15 protein-coding genes are annotated in these 19183 nt (G+C 60.7%); 8 read left to right on the top strand and 7 right to left on the bottom strand.

What is annotated here, in order from left to right:
• The first annotated feature begins 11 nt into the window (after positions 1-11).
• From ACLIRY_RS11815 to ACLIRY_RS11790, 6 genes are all read left to right on the top strand, one after another.
• Entirely contained in the window at positions 12-797 is a 786-nt protein-coding gene (locus tag ACLIRY_RS11815; protein ID WP_413205591.1) for a hypothetical protein, read from the top strand.
• A gap of 8 nt (positions 798-805) precedes the next feature.
• Positions 806-2215, top strand: a complete 1410-nt coding sequence (gene radA / locus ACLIRY_RS11810; RefSeq protein ID WP_413205590.1) for a DNA repair protein RadA — start codon at positions 806-808, stop codon at positions 2213-2215.
• Complete coding sequence (locus ACLIRY_RS11805) at positions 2216-2926, top strand: CvpA family protein (protein ID WP_413205589.1); 711 nt, start codon at positions 2216-2218, stop codon at positions 2924-2926. It abuts the gene before it with no gap.
• A 53-nt stretch (positions 2927-2979) separates the two neighbouring features.
• Positions 2980-4443, top strand: coding sequence for an amidophosphoribosyltransferase (gene purF / locus ACLIRY_RS11800; RefSeq protein WP_413205588.1), 1464 nt, complete (start codon positions 2980-2982; stop codon positions 4441-4443).
• Between the two features lie 83 nt (positions 4444-4526).
• Positions 4527-5240, top strand: a complete 714-nt coding sequence (locus tag ACLIRY_RS11795; RefSeq protein ID WP_413205587.1) for an SDR family NAD(P)-dependent oxidoreductase — start codon at positions 4527-4529, stop codon at positions 5238-5240.
• Between the two features lie 283 nt (positions 5241-5523).
• On the top strand, positions 5524-7443 hold the full coding sequence (locus ACLIRY_RS11790) for a PhoX family protein (protein ID WP_413205586.1): 1920 nt from the start codon (positions 5524-5526) through the stop codon (positions 7441-7443).
• A 331-nt stretch (positions 7444-7774) separates the two neighbouring features.
• On the opposite strand, the gene ACLIRY_RS11785 is transcribed toward ACLIRY_RS11790, so the two are convergent.
• Both ACLIRY_RS11785 and ACLIRY_RS11780 read right to left on the bottom strand, forming a co-directional pair.
• Entirely contained in the window at positions 7775-7927 is a 153-nt protein-coding gene (locus ACLIRY_RS11785) for a DUF3096 domain-containing protein (RefSeq protein ID WP_413205585.1), read from the bottom strand.
• Between the two features lie 69 nt (positions 7928-7996).
• Complete coding sequence (locus ACLIRY_RS11780; protein WP_413205584.1) at positions 7997-8761, bottom strand: SDR family NAD(P)-dependent oxidoreductase; 765 nt, start codon at positions 8759-8761, stop codon at positions 7997-7999.
• 139 nt (positions 8762-8900) lie between these two features.
• Between ACLIRY_RS11780 and ACLIRY_RS11775 the strand changes: the two genes are divergently transcribed.
• Positions 8901-9791 carry a YicC/YloC family endoribonuclease gene (locus ACLIRY_RS11775; RefSeq protein WP_413205583.1) on the top strand — a complete coding sequence of 297 codons (891 nt, stop codon included), beginning with the start codon at positions 8901-8903 and terminating at the stop codon, positions 9789-9791.
• A gap of 10 nt (positions 9792-9801) precedes the next feature.
• A complete protein-coding gene (gmk, locus tag ACLIRY_RS11770; protein ID WP_413205582.1) occupies positions 9802-10494 on the top strand; it encodes a guanylate kinase in 693 nt (230 codons plus the stop codon).
• A gap of 185 nt (positions 10495-10679) precedes the next feature.
• Here the strand turns inward: gmk and rsmA are convergent, their stop codons facing one another.
• From rsmA to ACLIRY_RS11745, 5 genes are all read right to left on the bottom strand, one after another.
• Positions 10680-11531: a 16S rRNA (adenine(1518)-N(6)/adenine(1519)-N(6))-dimethyltransferase RsmA gene (rsmA, locus tag ACLIRY_RS11765; protein ID WP_413205581.1), complete on the bottom strand. Its 852-nt coding sequence runs from the start codon at positions 11529-11531 to the stop codon at positions 10680-10682.
• On the bottom strand, positions 11528-12583 hold the full coding sequence (gene pdxA, locus ACLIRY_RS11760; RefSeq protein ID WP_413205580.1) for a 4-hydroxythreonine-4-phosphate dehydrogenase PdxA: 1056 nt from the start codon (positions 12581-12583) through the stop codon (positions 11528-11530). The genes rsmA and pdxA overlap by 4 nt, the downstream gene beginning before the upstream one ends.
• 13 nt (positions 12584-12596) lie before the next feature.
• Positions 12597-13928 carry a peptidylprolyl isomerase gene (locus ACLIRY_RS11755; RefSeq protein WP_413205579.1) on the bottom strand — a complete coding sequence of 444 codons (1332 nt, stop codon included), beginning with the start codon at positions 13926-13928 and terminating at the stop codon, positions 12597-12599.
• Positions 13929-13941: 13 nt separating this feature from the next.
• The gene (locus ACLIRY_RS11750) at positions 13942-16563 is read right to left on the bottom strand and encodes an LPS-assembly protein LptD (protein WP_413205578.1); all 2622 of its coding nucleotides are present in this window, start codon (positions 16561-16563) and stop codon (positions 13942-13944) included.
• Positions 16564-16978: 415 nt separating this feature from the next.
• The gene (locus tag ACLIRY_RS11745; RefSeq protein ID WP_413205577.1) at positions 16979-18763 is read right to left on the bottom strand and encodes an acyl-CoA dehydrogenase; all 1785 of its coding nucleotides are present in this window, start codon (positions 18761-18763) and stop codon (positions 16979-16981) included.
• Between the last annotated feature and the right edge of the window lie 420 nt (positions 18764-19183).

Raw genomic sequence — 19183 nt, 5'->3', positions numbered from 1 at the left:
GAGTCTCCACCATGCGTAAGGGACCTTCCCCCATCCCCGGCTGGACGGTTGACAAGCTTCTGAAGGCCGACCTGTTCAGCAAAATCGAATTGGGCCGGGCGCCGGAATTGGGTGACCGTCCCGTTGTGCGACGGGACATTGGCCATTCCCGCTGGTGGGTTCGCCCTCTAGCCCTCTGGCTTGGCCGCAACGAAGGCAAGGCCCTCAAGCGCTTGGGTATGGTGGATTGGGCACCGGCCCTGTTGTCCGACAGTGGGGGCGACCTCTACCGGGCATGGATTGACGGCCACCCCATGTGGGATGCGCAACCCCGGGATCCGGCCTATTACGCCCAAGCTTTCCGTCTGTTGCGTAAGATCCATCGCTTGAACATTGCCCACAACGACTTGGCGAAGGAGCCGAATTGGTTGGTGCGTCCCGATGGGTCCCCGGCTTTGATTGATTTCCAGATCGCGAGCACGCACAAGGCGCGGAGTTGGTGGTTTCGCACCCTGGCGCGGGAGGACCTGCGGCATCTGCTTAAGCACAAGCGCAAATATTGCCCTGAGGCAATGACTGCCCGCGAATGGGCCATCGTCAAAAGCCCCTCTCCGGCCTCCCGCTTGTGGCGCAAATACTACAAGGGGCCCTACCTGTTCATCACCCGGAAAATCCTGCATTGGTCCGATCGGGAGGGGGCCCATGATCGCTCCTTTGTGGAGGCGGAGGCGCAGGGCAAGGCGGCTCGACGCCAGTTTGATGATGGCGGGACCGCGTCCCAGACGCCGACTTCGCCCAAAACACCGGATAGGACCTGAACCCGGCTATGGCTAAGCTGTCCCCCCGCTTTGTCTGCCAGTCCTGCGGTTCGGTCACCTCCCGCTGGATGGGGAAGTGTGAGGCCTGTGGCGAGTGGAATTCCATCCAGGAAGAGGCCCCAGCCGAAGCTTTACCCAAGGGGCAAACCGGGGGCAGGGGCGGGCGCAAGATCGAATTCGTTCCCATGAAGGGGGCTGCGGCCCCACCACCCCGTCTGCCCACGGGGTTAGCGGAACTCGACCGGGTGGCCGGAGGAGGGCTGGTTCCCGGGTCCGCCCTGCTGGTGGGCGGTGACCCAGGCATTGGTAAATCGACCATTCTGTTGCAAGCCACAGCAGGTCTGGCCCGGGGTGGCGCGAAATGCGTTTATATCTCCGGGGAAGAGGCGATTGATCAGGTGCGCCTGCGCGCCCTGCGGCTGGGGTTGGAGGAGGCTCCCGTCGCTCTGGCTTCGGCCACCAACGTGCGGGATATCATCGCCAGCCTGGATACGGGCGCGCCACCGGATGTGGTGGTTATCGACTCCATCCAGACCATGTACCTGGACACCATGGATTCCGCCCCGGGCTCGGTTGCCCAGGTGCGTGCGGGATCCCATGAGTTCATTCGCTTGGCCAAAAGGCGCGGCTTTGTCCTGTTCCTGGTGGGCCATGTGACCAAGGAGGGCCAAATGGCTGGCCCCCGGGTCATGGAGCATATGGTCGACGCCGTTCTCTACTTCGAAGGGGAGAGGGGACACCAGTTCCGCATTCTGCGGGCGGTAAAGAACCGATTCGGTGCGACGGACGAAATTGGTGTGTTCGCCATGTCCGACGCGGGGCTGACGGAGGTTCCCAACCCCTCGGCGCTTTTCCTGGCGGAACGGCGGGGCAATGTCACCGGATCCTGCGTTTTTGCCGGGATCGAGGGCACTCGCCCCATGCTCGTGGAAATTCAAGCCCTTGTGGCCCAGTCCGGCCTGGGCACCCCGCGGCGCGCGGTGGTTGGCTGGGACAGCGGACGCCTGTCCATGATCATGGCCGTGCTTGAGGCCCGGTGCGGCCTTGCCATGGGCGGAAATGACGTTTATTTGAACGTGGCCGGAGGGCTCCGGATCTCTGAACCTGCTGCAGATTTGGCCGTAGCCTCGGCCTTGATTTCCTCTTTCACCGGCATTCCCGCGCCGCCGGATATGGTGATCTTTGGGGAAATCGGTCTGTCGGGCGAGGTGCGCGCCGTCTCGCAAGGGGATTTACGGCTGAAGGAAGCCGCCAAGCTGGGCTTCGAACAGGCCCTGGTTCCCAACCGCCCCCGTGAAACGAAGGGGCGCAAAGGGAACACCCAGAAAGATGGCCTGCGAATGCGGGAAATTGGTCATCTTCAAGATCTGCTTACCCTGTTTGATGTCCCGAATGCGCAACCCTCGGAGGGGGAATAGATGGAAAGCTGGCCGGTCAATCCCGTGGATGCCCTGGTGTTGTTGATCCTGGTGATCTCTGCGGTGCTGGCCTTCTTTCGCGGACTCGTGCACGAACTTCTGTCGGTGCTTGCCTTGGCGGGGGCGATTCTTGTTGCCTATTTCGGTCTTCCTCTTCTCGGTCCGGTGTTTACGGACTTCGTTCCCAGTGCCCCCATGGCTGCGGACATCGGGGCGGTTGTTGTCCTTTTCCTCGTTTCTCTGCTGGTTTTTTCCATTCTCGCAACCCAAATCTACAAGCACATCCAAATGGCAACGCGGAATTCCCTGGATCGAACCCTTGGGTTTGCCTTTGGGCTCTTCCGGGGTGGGATGATCGTTATTGGACTGTATGCGGTGCTGGCATGGTTGCTTCCGGTGCAAGATCATCCGGATTGGATGCGACAGGCCAAGAGCATGCCTATGATCGAACGGGGCACGGCGACTGTCATGGCCATGCTGCCAGCGGCGTGGCGGGCGCAGGGACAGCGGCTGGAAGGCGACGCCCAGGCCACCAGAAAAGACGCAGAAGATCTGTTGAAGACAGGTCGGACCCTGAATGAGGTCCAAAAGGAATTCGAGCGCATGAACACCCCCCGGCCCGAGGCGCCGGATGCCCCCGCGAACAAGGTGCCCGGTTACGGCCAGGGTCAGCGCGAGGACATGAACCGCCTTATCGAGAGCACCCAGTAACCCTAGCCGCCGGGCGTCGTCCCCTTTCGGGCGCCCCACGGGAAACCGAGACAATGGCCCTGAGCGAAACCGACATCTCCACCAATCCCTTCGACGATGATAAACTGCAGGAGGAATGCGGCGTGTTCGGCGTTTTTGCCGACGCGGACTCCGCAGCCCATGCGGCGCTGGGACTGCATGCCCTGCAGCACCGGGGTCAGGAAGCTGCGGGCATCGTCACCTACGACGGTGCCCAGTTCCACTCCGTGAAGGGACCCGGCCATGTGTCGGAGAACTTTACCTCCGAGACGGTCATGTCCCAGCTTACGGGCGCCTCGGCCATCGGGCATGTGCGCTATTCCACCAGCGGCGGCACCGTGATGCGTAACATTCAGCCGTTGTTCGCAGAATTCGCTTTCGGCGGGCTGGCGATTGCCCATAACGGCAATCTGACCAACGCCATGACCCTGCGGGATAAGCTGGTCCACCGGGGATGCCTGTTCCAGTCGACCAGCGACACCGAGGTGATCATCCACCTGATCGCCATTTCCATCTGTTCTTCGGTGGAAGACCGTATGATCGACGCTTTGCGTCAGGTCCAAGGCGCGTATTCGATCGTGGCGCTGACCAACGACGCCCTGATCGGGGTGCGTGACCCCATGGGGATTCGTCCCCTGGTGCTGGGGCAGTTGGATGGCGCTTATCTCTTCGCGTCGGAAACCTGTGCGTTGGATATCATCGGTGCCGAGTATATTCGCGATGTGGAGCCGGGCGAGCTGATCGTCGTGGATCAATCGGGAATGCGCTCGATCCATCCGTTCCCCCGGACACCGTCTCACTTCTGCGTCTTCGAGTACATCTACTTCGCCCGTCCCGATAGCTTTGTGGAGGGACGGAGTGTGTATGATGTGCGCAAGGCCATCGGCAGCGAGCTGTCCCGGGAAAGCCATGTGGAAGCCGATGTGGTTGTTCCCGTTCCGGATTCGGGTGTGCCAAGTGCGCTCGGTTACGCCGCAGAAGCGGGTTTGCCCTTCGAATTTGGCATCATCCGGAACCACTATGTGGGCCGCACCTTCATCCAGCCGACGGATAAGACCCGTCATTTGGGGGTGAAGCGCAAGCACAATCCGAACCGTGGCCAGTTGGAAGGCAAAAGGGTGATTTTGGTGGATGATTCCATCGTTCGCGGGACCACCTCGACCAAGATCGTTGAGATGGTCCGTCAGGCCGGAGCGACGGAGGTGCATATGCGCATCGCCAGCCCTCCGACCAGTTGGCCCTGTTTCTACGGCATCGATACGCCAGAGCGGGACAAGCTGTTGGCGGCCAACCATTCGCTCGAGGAAATGGCCAAGCTTCTGGGTGTGGACAGTTTGGCTTTCATCAGTTTGGAGGGGCTGTACCGGGCTGCGGGCGTGGCCGTGCGGAATACGGAGCTGCCCCAGTTTTGTGACGCCTGCTTCTCGGGGTTCTATCCGTTGCAGAACGAAGACCGCCGCCGGGATCCGATCCGCCGCATGACTCTGTTGAACGATTAATCAGGACGTCGGCGGGGCCTGCGGGCCTCGCCGTTTCCTTCTTTTTCTTCCCTTTTAAGACTGATTTTCAGGAGAGAACCCCCATGGTCGGCCGCCTGCAAGACCGCATCTGTTTCATCACCGGTGCTTCCCGGGGAATCGGCCGGGCCGTGGCCAAGCTGTTTGCCGCCGAGGGGGCCCATGTGATCGCCATGGCTCGGACCAAGGGCGCGCTTGAGGAATTGGACGACGAAATCCAGGCAGACGGGGGCCTTCCTCCCACTTTGATCGCCGAGGATTTGAACAACTTTGATGCCCTCGATCAGATCGGCGCGGCCCTGTTTGATCGGTTCGGCAAGCTGGATGTTCTGGTGGCCAATGGCGGGCTCTTGGGGAGTCTCACGCCAATCAGTCATATTAAGCCGACGGAATGGGATCAGGTGATTGCCACCAACCTGACCGCAAACTATCGGCTGATCCGTTCCTTCGAGCCCCTGTTACGCCAGTCGGACGCCGGGCGGGCGATCTTCGTGACTTCGGGGGCGTCGGATGGGCGCCGACCCTATTGGGCGACCTATGGCATCACCAAAGGGGCCCTGGAGGTCATGGTCAAGACGTGGTCCCAGGAGATCCTGAAGACCAATATCAAGGCGAATTTGATCAATCCGGGCAAGACGGCAACAGGCATGCGCGCCCGTGCTTACCCTGGCGAAAATCCGGAAACCCTGTTAAAGCCCGAGGACATCGCGCCGACCTTCCTGGAACTGGCCGTTGCCGAATGCACCCGCCACGGAGAAGTGGTGAACGCGCAGGAGTGATGCCGGAAGTCGCATGTGGTGTTTTTTCAAGCTTGGACAAGGGGAGCGGCTCAGTTCGGAAGCAAGACTCCCCTTTAGTAACCCGAATTATTTAATAGAAAAAATTGTAAGTCTCTGATTTTTATGCTGTTCAATTGGCGTGGTCAGTCAATTGGGTCCGCATCATGAAAGCGCAATGGTAATGATCTTATAGTGTAACACTAAATCGCTACTGTCTGTCCGTATGGCAACCCCTCGTTCTGGCGGGTTGTTTTTCTCTTCCTGAATTTAGAGGACCTCGGACATGACTAGCTCCACTGGCACCACACGTCGTGCGATGCTTCGCATCCTGGCGGGAGCCCCTTGCCTTCCCATCCTGCAATCGACGGTCCTTTCCCTGGCGGGTGGCATGCCCGCCTGGGCGGCGTCTCCGAATAAGGCGCTCAAGTCGGTGGACTTCATTGGCATGGCGGCACCCGCTACGGCCAAGGATCAGGCTCTCACGACGGTTGGATCTAAACTGGTTGCCACCTACGACGACGGCGCCCAGCAGACTTTTGATCTGGGCCACACCCCGTTTTTTGTGACAGGCGATTCCGTGCCGGACGGCAAAGGGGGACAAGTCATCGCTGGCGGGTATTTGGACATCAACAACCAGCCGATCCACGACCCCTCGGCTCCGGATAAGCGGCAGTTTTTCTCCGATTGCCCCGATGGGAGCAGTCTGCTCAAGGTCGATGGCGCCAAGGTGCCGGGTGTCAAAGGAAATCCTTTATTCGCCGTGGTTCAATTCGAATACACCTCCCGTGCCTACGACGGTTCAGACATGTATGGCAAGCTGCCCTCTCCCATCGCCGTGCTGACCCTTGACCAAAACCCGGACACGGGCGAGCTGTCCCTCGTTCAATACCACCCGGTTGATACGAGCGGTGTGAACGGTTTGTGGATCACCTGTGGCGGCAGTCTGTCCCCTTGGAATACCCACCTGTCCAGCGAGGAATATGAACCCGACGCCACCAAGGCCAAAGACGACGACGAGTTCAAGGCGTTCAGCGCCAACCTGTTTGGCGATCCGGCCAAGGCCAATCCCTATCACTACGGCCATCTCCCGGAAGTCACTGTGAACACGGACGGAACCGGTTCGATCAAAAAGCACTATTGCCTTGGGCGCATTTCCCACGAGTTGGTACAGGTCATGCCGGACCAGCGGACCACCCTTATGGGCGATGACGCCACCAATGGCGGCTTGTTCATGTTCATCGCCGACAAGCCGGCCGATCTGTCTTCGGGGCGACTCTACGTTGCCAAGGTCACCCAGCAGGATGGGGTGGAGCTGGACAAGGGCGGACGCTTCGATCTGGATTGGGTCTTTCTGGGCGAGGCGACCAGTGATGAGATCATGGGGCTGGCCGACAGCCTGACCGCCGCTGATATTCTGGATGTCGCCCATGAGGATCCGAAGGACGCGTCCTTTACCAAGATCCGTCGCAGCGGCAAGGAAGAGTGGGTGAAAGTGAAGCCGGGCATGGAAAAGGCTGCTGCCTTTTTGGAAACCCACCGCTACGCCCCTTTGGCGGGCGGAACCTTGGCATTCACCAAAATGGAAGGGACCACGGTCAACGCCAAGGACAAGATCGGCTATTCGGCCATGTCTTACATCTACAAGTCCATGAGCGACGGGAAGAACCCCATTAAGGTGGATCAGATCAAGGCCGGTGCCGTCTACGCTTGGCCCATGGAAGGCGGGAAGACGGATACCGCCGGAAACGCCATTCCCAGCGATTGGGTCCCGGTCAGCCTGGCCGCCGTTCCTGCATTGGTCGGCCGCGATCTTGCTGAACCGGATGCGGTGGGGAATACCGCCGACGTGGACCGGATCGCCAACCCCGACAATATCAAGTTCTCGGAACGCTGGCGGACCCTCTTTATCGGTGAGGACAGCGGGATGCATGTGAACAACTTCCTGTGGGCCTATAACGTGGATACTCAGAAATTGTCCCGTATCCTGTCCTGCCCTGCTGGAGCCGAATCCACCGGTCTACACGCCGTGGATGACCTGAACGGCTTTTCCTATGTCATGAGCAATTTCCAGCACCCCGGCGATTGGGGGAAAGGACTCCATGATAAAGTGAAGGCCGAACTGGAGCCCTTGGAAAACGCGGCCTACCATGATCGCTTCGGCGGTGGTGTCGGATATATCCACGGTATCCCGAAAGCAGGCTGATCAATCGGGGGTGTCGCTGAAAGTCGATGCCCCCATTTCGGTGATACGGGATGAAGAGATGGGGGGACAGTCGTCGGGCGAATCGCGACCAATTCGGAACAGATTGCGACGACGATTTCTTTCTATGTTGGAGGCTGAGCGTATGTCGCGTGACGCATATTTCACGCGACATACTTTGATCGTTCATGGTGCTTATACCAAGGTGCGGTGAGTTTGACTCAGCGCACCTTGGAAGCGGCCAAGTGGCCGCCGCGCCTTATGGCGCGTAGAAGCCCGCCTGGCGTTTGAACGCAAGAAAAGCGGCGTGGGTTTCAACCCGCGCCGCTTGGTATTATAGGCCGGCGGCCAGACCCAGGATGCCCACCAGAATCAGATAGCCTGCCACGACATAGTTCAGCAGACGTGGCATGATGAGGATCAGAATCCCCGCGCCCAAGGCGATCAAGGGGGACAGAATGCTCATGTTCAGGGTGATGGTGGCCATGGTGTCCTGATCCTTTGTGATTGGAAATCACAGGGTCAATGCGGCTGAGGGGAGAAGGTTCCCCCGCCATTACCCCTTATGGGGCGTTTGCGCCAGAACGGGGTCCGCCAAGACGGTGGGCAGGGCTGAGAGCAACCAGGCGACAAAAGCCATGGGCCAGGGGAAGGCGATACGCCCCCGGTTGGCCGCCAAACCCCGGATCACCCGGCGGGCGGCCTCTTCTTCGCTCATCAGGAAGGGCATGGGGAAATCGTTGGCTTCGGTGATGGCTGAGCGGAAGAAGCCGGGCATGATCACATTGACCTCCACTCCCTCGGGCGCGAGCCGCAGGCGGGTGGCTTCCCCCCAAGCGCGGACCCAGGCCTTACTGGCGCAATAGGCCGGAGCCCCAGGGTAGCCCCTGTATCCGGCCAGGGAGGAAACCAGCGCCACCTGTCCCCGGCGGCGCTCCACAAAGCGGGGGAGGAGGGGCTCTGCGGTGTTGAGGACGCCGCTGACATTGACCTCCAGGATTCTGCGGCTCTGGTCTTCGCTTTCCCCCCCCTGTCCGGCCGATCCGGCGGAAATCCCTGCGTTGGCGACGACAAGATCAAGGGGGGCCTCCCCATCGGCCGCCAGAACCCAGGTGCGGGCGGCTTCCCGGTCGGTCACGTCTACGGAGGCAACCGACACCTCGGCCCCCTTGGTTTGGCAGGCAACCGCGACCGCTTCCAGCAGATCCAGGCGCCGGGCGCCCAGGACGAGGGAGACTCCCGGGGTGGCCATGCGGCGGGCCAGGGCGGCGCCTAAACCGGAGGAGGCACCGGTGATGAGGATTCGGCGGGGATTTTTCATGGGGCCAGTCTACTTCCGTGGCTGAGGAGGCGCCAAGGGATTACCAAGGTGACGTCATTTTGAGCTTGGGCAGGGCTTTCCCTTTGGTCGCTCCCGCGCGTATAAAGGCGCATTGCTCTATCCCCTTTTGGAGGTCTCCATGGCTCCCCGTAGCATGACCGGTTTCGCCCGCGCTCAAGGAACCCTAGGGTCCCACGCCTGGGCTTGGGAAGCCCGGAGCGTGAACGGCAAGGGGCTGGACCTGCGCCTGCGGATGCCGCCGGGCAGTGATGCCCTGGACCAACCCCTGCGTAAGGCAGTGGCCGAGCGATTCAAGCGCGGCAATATGACCGTCAACCTGAATGTGACCCGCGCGGATGCTGAACCGGCCTATCGTCTGAACGAGCCCCTGCTCCGCCAATTGGTCGCCCTGGCCGCCGATTGGAAAGTCGAGGGTGTGGATCCGGCCCGCATGGACGGCCTATTGGCCATGCGCGGTGTGCTGGAGCCCATGGCCGAGGACGACGAGGACGAGGCAACCAAGGCGGCGCGGGAGGCGGCCATGATCACCTCGCTGTTGGAAGCCTTGGATGGCCTCGCCGCAGCCCGGGCCGAGGAAGGCGCGCGGCTGACGGCCATTCTGTTGGGCCATCTGGATCGCCTGGAGAGCCTGCGGGCCGAAGCGGCAGCGGTAGAGGCCCTTCGGCCGGACGTGGTCAAGGAGCGGATGCGCCGCCAAATCGCGGACCTGCTGGAAACCACCCCTGATGCCCTGAATAGCGATCGTCTGGCCCAGGAACTGGCCCTGTTGGCCGTGAAGGGCGATATTCGTGAGGAGCTGGACCGCTTGGGCGCCCACCTGGACAGTGCTCGGGACATGCTGGGTCAGGGGGAACCTGTGGGCCGCCGCCTGGAATTCCTGTCTCAGGAATTGAACCGGGAGGCCAATACCTTGTGTTCCAAGTCTCAGGATGTGGCCTTGACCCAGATCGGTTTGGAGATCAAAGCCGTCATCGACCAGTTCCGCGAGCAGATCCTGAATATTGAATAGGCCCCAACCCATGCCCCAACCCGCTCTCACTACCGCTTCTTCCGTTTCTGGCGCTGGCGCGTCCGTAAAAGTGGAGATCCCCCGTCGGGGGCTGATGTTGGTCCTGTCTTCGCCTTCGGGTGCGGGCAAAAGCACCATCTCACGGGCCTTGCTGGCCGATGAGGATCGGCTGGACATGTCCGTCAGCGTAACCACCCGTCCACCCCGCCCCGGGGAGAAAGATGGCGTCCATTACCACTTCATTTCCGTGGAGGAGTACAAGGCCCTGGCCGACAACGATGGCCTGTTGGAGCACGCTCGGGTCTTCGATAATTTTTATGGGACTCCCCGGGATCCGGTGGAGACGGCTCTGCGGAGTGGCCGGGACATCCTGTTCGACATCGACTGGCAGGGCACCCAACAGGTGGCGGAAAAGGCTCAGAACGACCTGGTCTCTATTTTTATCCTCCCGCCAAACGTCGGCGAGTTGGAACGGCGACTGAAGGCCCGGGCCCAGGACAGCGACGAGGTGGTGGCCAAGCGCATGGCCAAGGCGCTCGACGAAATAAGCCACTATTCGGAATATGACTACATCATCGTTAACGATGATCTGGAGCGCTCCATCACCGAGGTGAAGGCTATCCTAAGGGCCGAACGATTGCGCCGCCACCGCCGGATCGGGCTGGCGGATTTCGTCAACAGGATGCGCCACGCAGAAGGGTGAGGGGGCAGCCCGGGCACCGCTTTTTGACCTGGGGTCAGGGGCCTTTCGGCCCCAGTGGGGGAACGGGGCAAAGCCCCGTGGCTGTGGAAACCACCCCCTGCCGTGTCCCGTGGATGCACAAATCAGGTAAGACGCTCTACTGAGCACCGGGTTTGGAAATGTGGTCCCCATACCCAAAGTCGGGGTCATCTGGCTCCATCAACGGCCCGCGCAAGGGCGGCGAAGCCCTCGACGGAGATGGTCTCTGCCCGGGCGGTGGGGTCTAGGCCCGCCGCAGCGCACAGGGCTTCGGCGTCACCCAGCGACTTCAAGCTGGCCCGCAACATTTTGCGCCTTTGGCCGAAAGCCGCAGCCGTGACCTTCTCCAGGGTTTCCATGCGCGCGGGAGCCAGGGGCTCGGGGCGGGGATCCAGGCGGACCACCGTGGAGGTCACCTTGGGCGGAGGGGTGAAGGCTCGCGGGTTCACCTCGAACTGGGGGCGAACCTCGGCCAACCATTGGGCGATCACCGACAACCGGCCATAGTGTTTGGTTCCCGGTTTGGCCGCGAGGCGGTCTACGACTTCCTTCTGGAACATCAAGACCAGACAGTCGAAGGCCTGGGGGGTCTTGAGCCAGCCGAGCAGCAGGGGAGTCGCCACATTATAGGGCAGATTGGCGACGATCTTCCGGGGCGCATCGCCCAGGGTGGCAGCGTCGATTTTCAAGGCATCGGCTTCGATGATCTCCAGGCGACCGGGGTAAGCTGCAGCGATCTGGGCGTGGATCCCCTGGCAGCGGGTGTCCCGTTCAATGGCGATGACCCTTTGAGCCCCTGCACCGAGCAGGGCGCGGGTCAAGCCACCGGGACCGGGACCGACCTCGATCACCGTGCCTTGGGTTAGATCGCCTGCAGCCCGGGCGATACGGCCTGTCAGGTTCAGGTCCAATAGGAAATTCTGGCCCAAGGATTTGCGGGCGTTCAGACCGTATTCAGCGATCACGTCTCGCAAAGGGGGGAGACCGTCGAAGGGTTTTTCTCCGAAGCTCTCGGTCATGCCCGGGCATCCGTTTGGGGCTGAGACCGGGCGCGGGCCATGGATCCGGCGAGTTGCAGGGCTGCCAGAATGCTGTCCTCCCGGGCCACCCCTTGGCCCGCGATATCGAAGGCCGTCCCGTGGTCTGGCGACGTGCGAATGAAGGGAAGGCCGAGGGTCGCGTTCACACCCCCGTGGAAATCGAGGGTCTTGATAGGGATGAGGACCTGGTCGTGATACATGCCGAGCGCCACATCATACCGTTCGCGGGCTTCGGTGTGGAATAGGGTGTCGGCGGGCAGGGGGCCCCGGGCGTCGATGCCGTCCTCTCTCAGGAGAGCAACAGCGGGGCCGATGAGGGTGGCATCTTCCGTTCCCATGCGACCTTGTTCCCCAGCATGGGGGTTCAAACCGGCCAGGGCCAGTCGCGGGGCGTCGATGCCGAAATCCCGGCGTAGGGCGGCGTCGGTGATGCGCGCGACTGTGAGAATACGCTCCAGGCTCAGGGTCTCGATGGCGCGACGAAGCGCCATATGGACGGTCACGGGAACAACGCGCAATTGGGGGCAAGCCAACATCATCACCGGTTCGTGGGGGGCGTCAGGCCAATGGCGGGCAGCCAACGCGCCCAGGAACTCGGTATGGCCGGGATGCGGGAAACCCGCGCTCTGGAGAACATGTTTGTTGATGGGCAGGGTGACCAGTCCCGCTGCGCCACCCTCAGCAACCAAGGCAACGGCGCGCTCGATGGAGTGCAGGATGGCTGGGGCGTTTTCCGGATCTCCCTGGCCTAAGCGGACCGGATTGGCCAGGGAGATGGGGAGAACGGGGAGGGCGCGGGGAAAAACCAACGGGGCCTGGGCCGGATCGTCCAGGACCTGAACGGGGCAGAGGGGGGCAAGCCAATCCGGATCCCCGATGACGAAAAAGGCTGGAATTGGCTCTTCGCCGGGGCGGCACTCTTCCCGGCGACACCAAGCTTTGGCCAGGACTTCCCCTCCGACACCCGCTGGATCCCCCATGGTTACGGCCAGGGGCAGAGTGGGGGCCAGGGCGCTTTGGGAGGAGGTCATGTTTGGGGCACGATCAGACACGGATGTCGATAATGGCCTGTTGGCGCAGGTCTCGCAAACGCCGTTGGGCGATTCCTTGGATCTTCTGTTCGATCAAACGCGCCCTCAAGGTCTCCTTGTCTGGCAGACCACCGCTGTTCTGTCCACAGACCATCAGATAGACTTCCGCTCCGTCCTGTTTGATCCCCGTGGAGGGCTTGCCGATGGGAAGACCGCGAATGGCCTGTTGACCGTTTACCGGAAGCAAATTCGGATCCACGTTACCCATGGGGCCGGAGGGGGAACCGACTTCTTGAGCCAGGGCGTTGAAGGCTTCGCAGGAATTGGTCTCCTGGATTTGGGACCTGATGGACTTGATGCGGCCTGCGGTGAGAGCCCGGCTCCCCCGGGTGGGAAGGACGATGCGGGAGAGGGCGATCGTCGGCGCAGCTTGGCCTCCCTTGGAGATCCGCTGCTCGCGTAGCAGGAGAATGTGATAACCGCCAAAGGTGCGAATAGGTTGGGACAGGTTGCCGGGGCTCATGGCACGCAGGGCCTGAAGAACCTCCTGGTCCACGTCGCCTGGCCCAACCCAACCCAGATCTCCGCCCCTTTGAGCACTCGCCCCGCGGGAAAACTGCTGGGCTAAGGCAGCAAAGTTCGCGCCCTGGCGCATCTGTTCGATCATGCGTTCGGCCGCCGTGTGGACTTCCTCGTCCTGGGCCGGAGAATCAACGGGCAGGAAGATGTCCGCCACCAAGTATTCGGGCTGTCCGATATTCCGCTGAAGTTCCCGCTCGTAGAGGGCGACTTCTTCGTCAGAGACCTTGACGCTACGGGCCATGCTGGTCTGGATGGCCTTAACCCAGGCCACTTCTGCGCGAATCTGGTGGATCAAACTGTTCCAGTCCAGCCCGGCCTTTTTAAAGGCGGCGCTCAAGCCACCGGGGGGCATCTTGTTGCGCTGTTCCAGGCGTTGGACACCGTCTGCGATGTCGTTATTGTCGATCGCGACATTGACCCGCTTGGCTTCTTGCAGCTTCAGGGCTTCGTCGATCAGAGTCCTTAGGATCTGGGGGGCCAGCCGCTTCCGAACCTCCGGCCGGTTGGGCAGGTTGGATGTGGCGATCACGATGTTCAGCCTGGCATCCAGATCATATTCGGAAATGGCGTCTTCGTTCACCACGGCTGCGATGCGCTGGGACTGGGCCAAGGCTGGGCCGGGGGGTAATCCGACCAATCCCACCAAGACCATGGCGAGGAGCGCGACAGAAGAGAGGACGCCGACCACCCATGATCGCCGACCTGCACGGTCCGATCGGATCGTCGCGTTGAATGGGCGTTTGGTGGGGGATAGGAGTGTCACGGGGAAGCCTCGATTAGTTGCTGTCGCTGGAACTGGAGAATAGGCCTGGCTTAAAGGAATAACTACCCAGGGTTTTCAGGGATAGATTGACCAGGAATGATGTGCCCGCCTCCTCTCCGAACTTACTCGTGTAGTCCCGCTTGAACAGGGTTTGGACCCGAAGACACTCATCTTCGTAATTCAGGGTAATACCTGTAGACACGGGTTCGTTCAAATTGATGCTGTACTTGTTGTAGCCGGAAGCACTCCAATATCGGCCGAAGCGACTGCTCAGCGAGCCGGTGATCTGATTCCGTTCCGAAATGGTGGTCCCCGTTGTCGTTTCCGTTTCTCTGGCAAAAAGATATTCCAGGGACCCTTTTATTAACGCTGTGCCAGCTGAAACGGTAAATTCGTGACGGTTTGGCAGAAGAGTGTCGATTTCCAATTGAGTGCTATAGGAGGTGGTGAGGTAGCTACCGTAATTATACTGTATCCTGCCAACAATGTCGGAGAGGTTGCCCTCCATGCCACTTCCCTGACCGAAGAGAGAAGGATCGCGGGTGAGACGGTATGTTTGGCCCACTTCGACTTCCACGTTTTGGTTGTCGTCGTCGTAGTAACCATATCGCATGGAATAGGAGGCCCATTGCCCCCCTTCGACTCTGTCGTACCCAGGCAACCGAGAGGGGTTGAACAGGTTCGTGACGTCTAGGTTGAAAGCCTGGCTCTCTTCGTTGGGGATCTCATCGGGATTGTTGTGGGGCATGGCCGTGAAGAACCCGACCTTGGGTTCGATAACTTGTCGGCTTTTCTGGGCGGCGCGCACCAGTGGGTAGCGCCAGATGATGTCGGCTTGCGGGACAAAGCGGGCCTGGCTGCCCGTATAACTGCTGCCATTGTCGAGGATGACATCCTCGGAGTTGTAAAAATCCCCTCGCAGAGAGGCGTTAAGCAGCCATTCGCTTCCAAGGCCATCCTCAATGGGTTGTTCGTAGCCAACGCGCCCAATCACGCGGTTCATGTTGGTGCCTTCCCCACGGCGGAGGACGGTACCATTAAGGTCGGCTTCCAGGTGTCCGTTCCACCACAGGGGGTCGGTTACCAGGTTGTAGTCCATCATGAATGGCACATAAGCTGTTTTATCCTGGATCAAGGGCTCGCTCACATCCTGGAAGTAGAAGCTTTCGGCCGAGAATGCACTTCGCCCTCGAGAGCCGCGAAGAAATAAGTTGTTGGTTAGGAAAGCAGCGTCATTCTGCGGGGTCAGTCCAGCTCGGAACAGGTAAACGGGGTCAGAAGTATAGGCGCTTTCGAAGCCAGCCCGCCATGTCTTGTCGAGGTCATAGGCGCCGCTGGATTCCTGATCAAATTGGAAATATCCGTCCTGGTCATAAGGTGCCATGGACCCACGTAACATTAGGGCTCCATTGTATAGGTTCCGGTTGTATGTGCCGTGGAGAAGGACGTTTTGCTTTTCGGAATATTGGGCCGCAACCAGGGAGTCCGCGTGGTCGTCCCAGACAATGTAATAGGGAACGTAAAGCGTGGTACCCAATTGCTCGGAAGAGCCAGGGGAAATGTTCATCAGGCCCGATCGGCGATAAACTGTCGGATCGGGTTGGCTGAGGTAGGGCGTGTAGAGGACCGGAATGCCAAAGACTTCAAGCCAAGCGTCGTGGTAAATGAGGTCTTTGGCCTGCTCGTCGTGGGTGATCCGCGCCGCTTTCAATTGCCAGACAGGGGCGGGTTGGCGGGGGCCTTCCCGCCGTCCTGTTATGGTGGGGAGGGGGGAGTCCGTACCACTACAGGAATTGCAGGCCGTGTAAACGCCCTTGGAGAATTCCTTGCGCTGGCTTGCTTCATCCCGCTCGCCATAGAGGGCGGCCATGCGAGCCCCATTGGTCATCAACATCTGAACCCCCCGGATGAACCCGCTTTTCAGGTCACCGGTCAATTCCACATACTGGGCAAAGGTGGTTTCACCATCAAGGGGGTTGGTGGACGTCACCGAAACATTGCCTGAGGCCGTGACCAAGTTTTGCACGGTATTGTAGGTGACAACGTCGGCGCGCAAAGTCTGCTCGCTACTGACCACGGACACATTGCCTCGGGCCGTGACGATCCCCAGGTCATCGTCCTGAGTCATTTCGTCGGCGCTGATCAGTGTGCGATCACCTGTGGATTGGGCCAGGTCGTCGTTCTGAAGATTGGCTGGTGCAGGGGGGGCCGGGGAGCCTGTGAGGCGCTCCGTCGTCGTCGGGGTAGTTCTTCCCTTTGCCGCAGTCCTTCCCTTTGCCGCAGTCCTTCCCTTTGCCTCTGTGGGGCCCAGGGAATTCAATTGGCTTAAATCATTGGTATCAATGGGCTGGAGGGTGATTGCTCCCGGCACCGGACTGGTCGTGTTTAAGCCCAGGTTTTGAAGGGGCGCCAACGTGGTCGTGGGCGAGGCCTGGGTCAGGGGGGTGTAGTTGGGTATCCCCGTGGGGCCGACCGATTGACCCTGAGCGGCAGCGCTGTCCAAGCCGCCGACCATGGGAAGGCCCGCACCGACGCCGACTGCGTTGTTTTGAACGGTTATGTTGGAGGGACTCTGGGCCCGTCCGGGATGGGGGGTCAGAGCGAATACAGCCAAGGCCAGCGCACTCACCGCCATGGGGCGGAACGAGCGAGGGAGGCGCAACCGGTTGGCGCGGTGAGAGGGCGGGGCACACGCCGGGTTTCGGTATGTGTCGTGTCCTGCTTTCCCAAACGTCATGGACGGTACAATGCTCCCCGGGATGGCGATACGGCGGCGGGATTATAGAAGCGGCTCGAGGCGGAATGCCATGGAAACATGAAGCTGGAAGCGGGGATTTTCTCACCGCTCCCATCCTTCACGTTTCTTCTACACCAAGCCGAAGGCGTCTTCTACACCAAGCCGGAGCGTTCCCTACACCAAGTGGGAGGCGTCTTCTAGGTCAATCCGCCTTAAATCGGAATCGATTTAAGGCGGATGAATTGATCTAAAATCTAGTGCTTGGAGTATCGCATGGACCGGAAAACTGGTTCCCGTTTTTCCGTTGGATGCTCTAAACCGGGGAGAGTGCGTCCTCGTCCAGGGCCATCAGGTCCTCCGCCCCGGCGCGGATGGCTGCAAGGTGGCCACCGGTCGCAGGAAGAAGCTGGCGCAGGAAGAAGCCGGCAACAGTCAGCCGTGCCGTGTCGTGGTTCGGATCTCCGGTTCCTGCCTTGGCGTTCAGGGCCAGTTTGCCGAGCAGCCAGCCCCCCGTGGCCAGACCCATAAGGTTCAGGAAGGGGGTGGCGGCAGACTGCATGTTCACTGGGTCGCTGTTTTCCAGGATCCAGGCCTGGGCGGCTTCCACGTCGTCCAGGGCGAGGCCAAACGCCTGGCCGAGATCGGGCAAGACCTGGGTCAGATCTGCCTGGGTGGTTCGCATCTCGGCGACCAGCTCCGACAGGGCTGTCCCTCTGTCTCGGATCAGCTTGCGGCCCACCAGATCGATGGCCTGGATGCCGTTGGTCCCCTCGTAGATGGCTGCGATGCGGGCGTCACGCAGGTATTGGGCGGCGCCCGTTTCTTCAATAAAGCCGAGGCCGCCGTGAACCTGGATGCCCAGGTTCGCTACTTGGATGCCCACATCGGTACTCCAGGCCTTGGCGATGGGGGTCAGCAATGCAGCCCGGGCTTCCGCTGTGGCCCGGACGGCCTCGTCCGGATGGGCCTTGGCTCTGTCGAATTCTGCGGCCGTCTGGAAGGTGATCAGTCGGGCCGCCTGGGTCAGGGCGCGCATGGTCATCAGCATGCGCCGCACATCGGGCATGTGGATGATGCTGACCGATACCTTCTCCCTTTTGGCGGGATCGGGGCCCTGGACGCGATCTTTGGCGTAGGAGACGGCAGCTTGGGTGGCCCGTTCGGCGATGCCAACGCCTTGCACGCCGACGGCGAGGCGGGCGTTGTTCATCATCGTGAACATATACTCGATCCCGCGATTTTCCTCGCCCACCAGATAGCCGATGGCTCCGCCCTTGTCACCGAAGGCCATGACACAGGTTGGGCTGGCATGGATTCCCAGCTTGTGTTCCAGGGAAACGACCCGCAGGTCGTTGGGGTCGCCCGGCTCTCCGGCCTCGTTCAGCAGGAATTTTGGCACAATGAACAGGGAGATCCCCTTGATCCCCTGGGGGGCATCGGGCAGGCGGGCGAGGACCATGTGCACGATGTTCGCGCTCATATCGTGGTCGCCATGGGTGATGAAGATCTTGCCGCCTTGAATACGGTAGATGCCTTCGCCCAGCTCGGGGGCCGCAGTGGCTTTGGTCCGGACGGCCGCCAGATCCGACCCCGCTTGGGGCTCGGTCAGGTTCATGGTGCCTGTCCACTCGCCGCTGATCAGTTTGGGGAGCCAAGTGCTTTTTTGCGCGTCGGAGCCATGGTGGGTCAACAGTTCAATGGAGCCCACGGTCAGCATGGGACAAAGCCCAAACGACATATTGGCTCCCTGCCACATTTCGAACAGGGCTGTGCCCAACAGCATGGGAAGGCCCTGACCGCCGAAATCGGGGTCAAAGGGAACGCCATTCCACCCCCCTTCAACGAATTGCTGGTAGGCCTGGGGGAAGCCGTCGGGGGTGGTGACGCGGCCGTCTTCGGTTATGCTACAACCCTGGCGGTCGCCCAGAGCGTTCAAGGGAGAGAGAACGCTGCCCGCCAGTTTGCCTGCTTCTTCGAGGATCGCTGCGACCATGTCGTCGCTGGCGTCTTCGTACCCCGGAAGAGAGGCGATATCGGCCATGCCGACCACGGATAGGGCGGCAGTCATGTCGGATACGGGGGCTCGGTAATCGGTCATGGATAGTCTCCCGGGGTGGGACGGCGCCGCCTTGGCCGACTGTTGAGGGCCGGGAAGGGAGAAAATGCCGCCCATATCTTGATTAAACATGTCTTGCTGACATGTCTTGTTTCATTCTTAAACTCTTCGAACTTAAACTCTTGGGGTTTTCATCCAGCCCCAGTCCATATGGAAGAGGGCGCGGCGGAAGGTGGCTTCGAAAAGAGAATGGAAGGGGTGATTGGCGAATCCAGGATGTCAAATGGAAGGGTGCCCAAACTTGACGGCTCACGCAACTGCGAAAGGCACAATGCTGATGTGGGAAAAGCCCCGATATCCCAAAAATATGGCGCTTTCCGAGTCCGGGATAAATTGAGGGCTGGCCAGAAAGCCGTTCGCGTGATAGGCAACGGGGAGAGACCTTGGTAGTAGGATGCCAGT

Source organism: Rhodospirillum sp. A1_3_36 (genome assembly GCF_047263945.1).
Classification (GTDB): Bacteria; Pseudomonadota; Alphaproteobacteria; order Rhodospirillales; family Rhodospirillaceae; genus Rhodospirillum.
Note: the sequence above shows the minus strand (reverse complement) of the source record. Positions and strands in the feature narration are given on the sequence as shown.

Bases quoted from the DNA above. Each gene is read 5' to 3' on its own strand.
- ACLIRY_RS11815 (WP_413205591.1), top strand. From the start codon at position 12: ATGCGTAAGGGACCTTCCCCCATCCCCGGCTGGACGGTTGACAAGCTT.
- radA (WP_413205590.1), top strand. From the start codon at position 806: ATGGCTAAGCTGTCCCCCCGCTTTGTCTGCCAGTCCTGCGGTTCGGTC.
- ACLIRY_RS11805 (WP_413205589.1), top strand. From the start codon at position 2,216: ATGGAAAGCTGGCCGGTCAATCCCGTGGATGCCCTGGTGTTGTTGATC.
- purF (WP_413205588.1), top strand. From the start codon at position 2,980: ATGGCCCTGAGCGAAACCGACATCTCCACCAATCCCTTCGACGATGAT.
- ACLIRY_RS11795 (WP_413205587.1), top strand. From the start codon at position 4,527: ATGGTCGGCCGCCTGCAAGACCGCATCTGTTTCATCACCGGTGCTTCC.
- ACLIRY_RS11790 (WP_413205586.1), top strand. From the start codon at position 5,524: ATGACTAGCTCCACTGGCACCACACGTCGTGCGATGCTTCGCATCCTG.
- ACLIRY_RS11785 (WP_413205585.1), bottom strand. From the start codon at position 7,927: ATGGCCACCATCACCCTGAACATGAGCATTCTGTCCCCCTTGATCGCC.
- ACLIRY_RS11780 (WP_413205584.1), bottom strand. From the start codon at position 8,761: ATGAAAAATCCCCGCCGAATCCTCATCACCGGTGCCTCCTCCGGTTTA.
- ACLIRY_RS11775 (WP_413205583.1), top strand. From the start codon at position 8,901: ATGGCTCCCCGTAGCATGACCGGTTTCGCCCGCGCTCAAGGAACCCTA.
- gmk (WP_413205582.1), top strand. From the start codon at position 9,802: ATGCCCCAACCCGCTCTCACTACCGCTTCTTCCGTTTCTGGCGCTGGC.
- rsmA (WP_413205581.1), bottom strand. From the start codon at position 11,531: ATGACCGAGAGCTTCGGAGAAAAACCCTTCGACGGTCTCCCCCCTTTG.
- pdxA (WP_413205580.1), bottom strand. From the start codon at position 12,583: ATGACCTCCTCCCAAAGCGCCCTGGCCCCCACTCTGCCCCTGGCCGTA.
- ACLIRY_RS11750 (WP_413205578.1), bottom strand. From the start codon at position 16,563: ATGGCGGTGAGTGCGCTGGCCTTGGCTGTATTCGCTCTGACCCCCCAT.
- ACLIRY_RS11745 (WP_413205577.1), bottom strand. From the start codon at position 18,763: ATGACCGATTACCGAGCCCCCGTATCCGACATGACTGCCGCCCTATCC.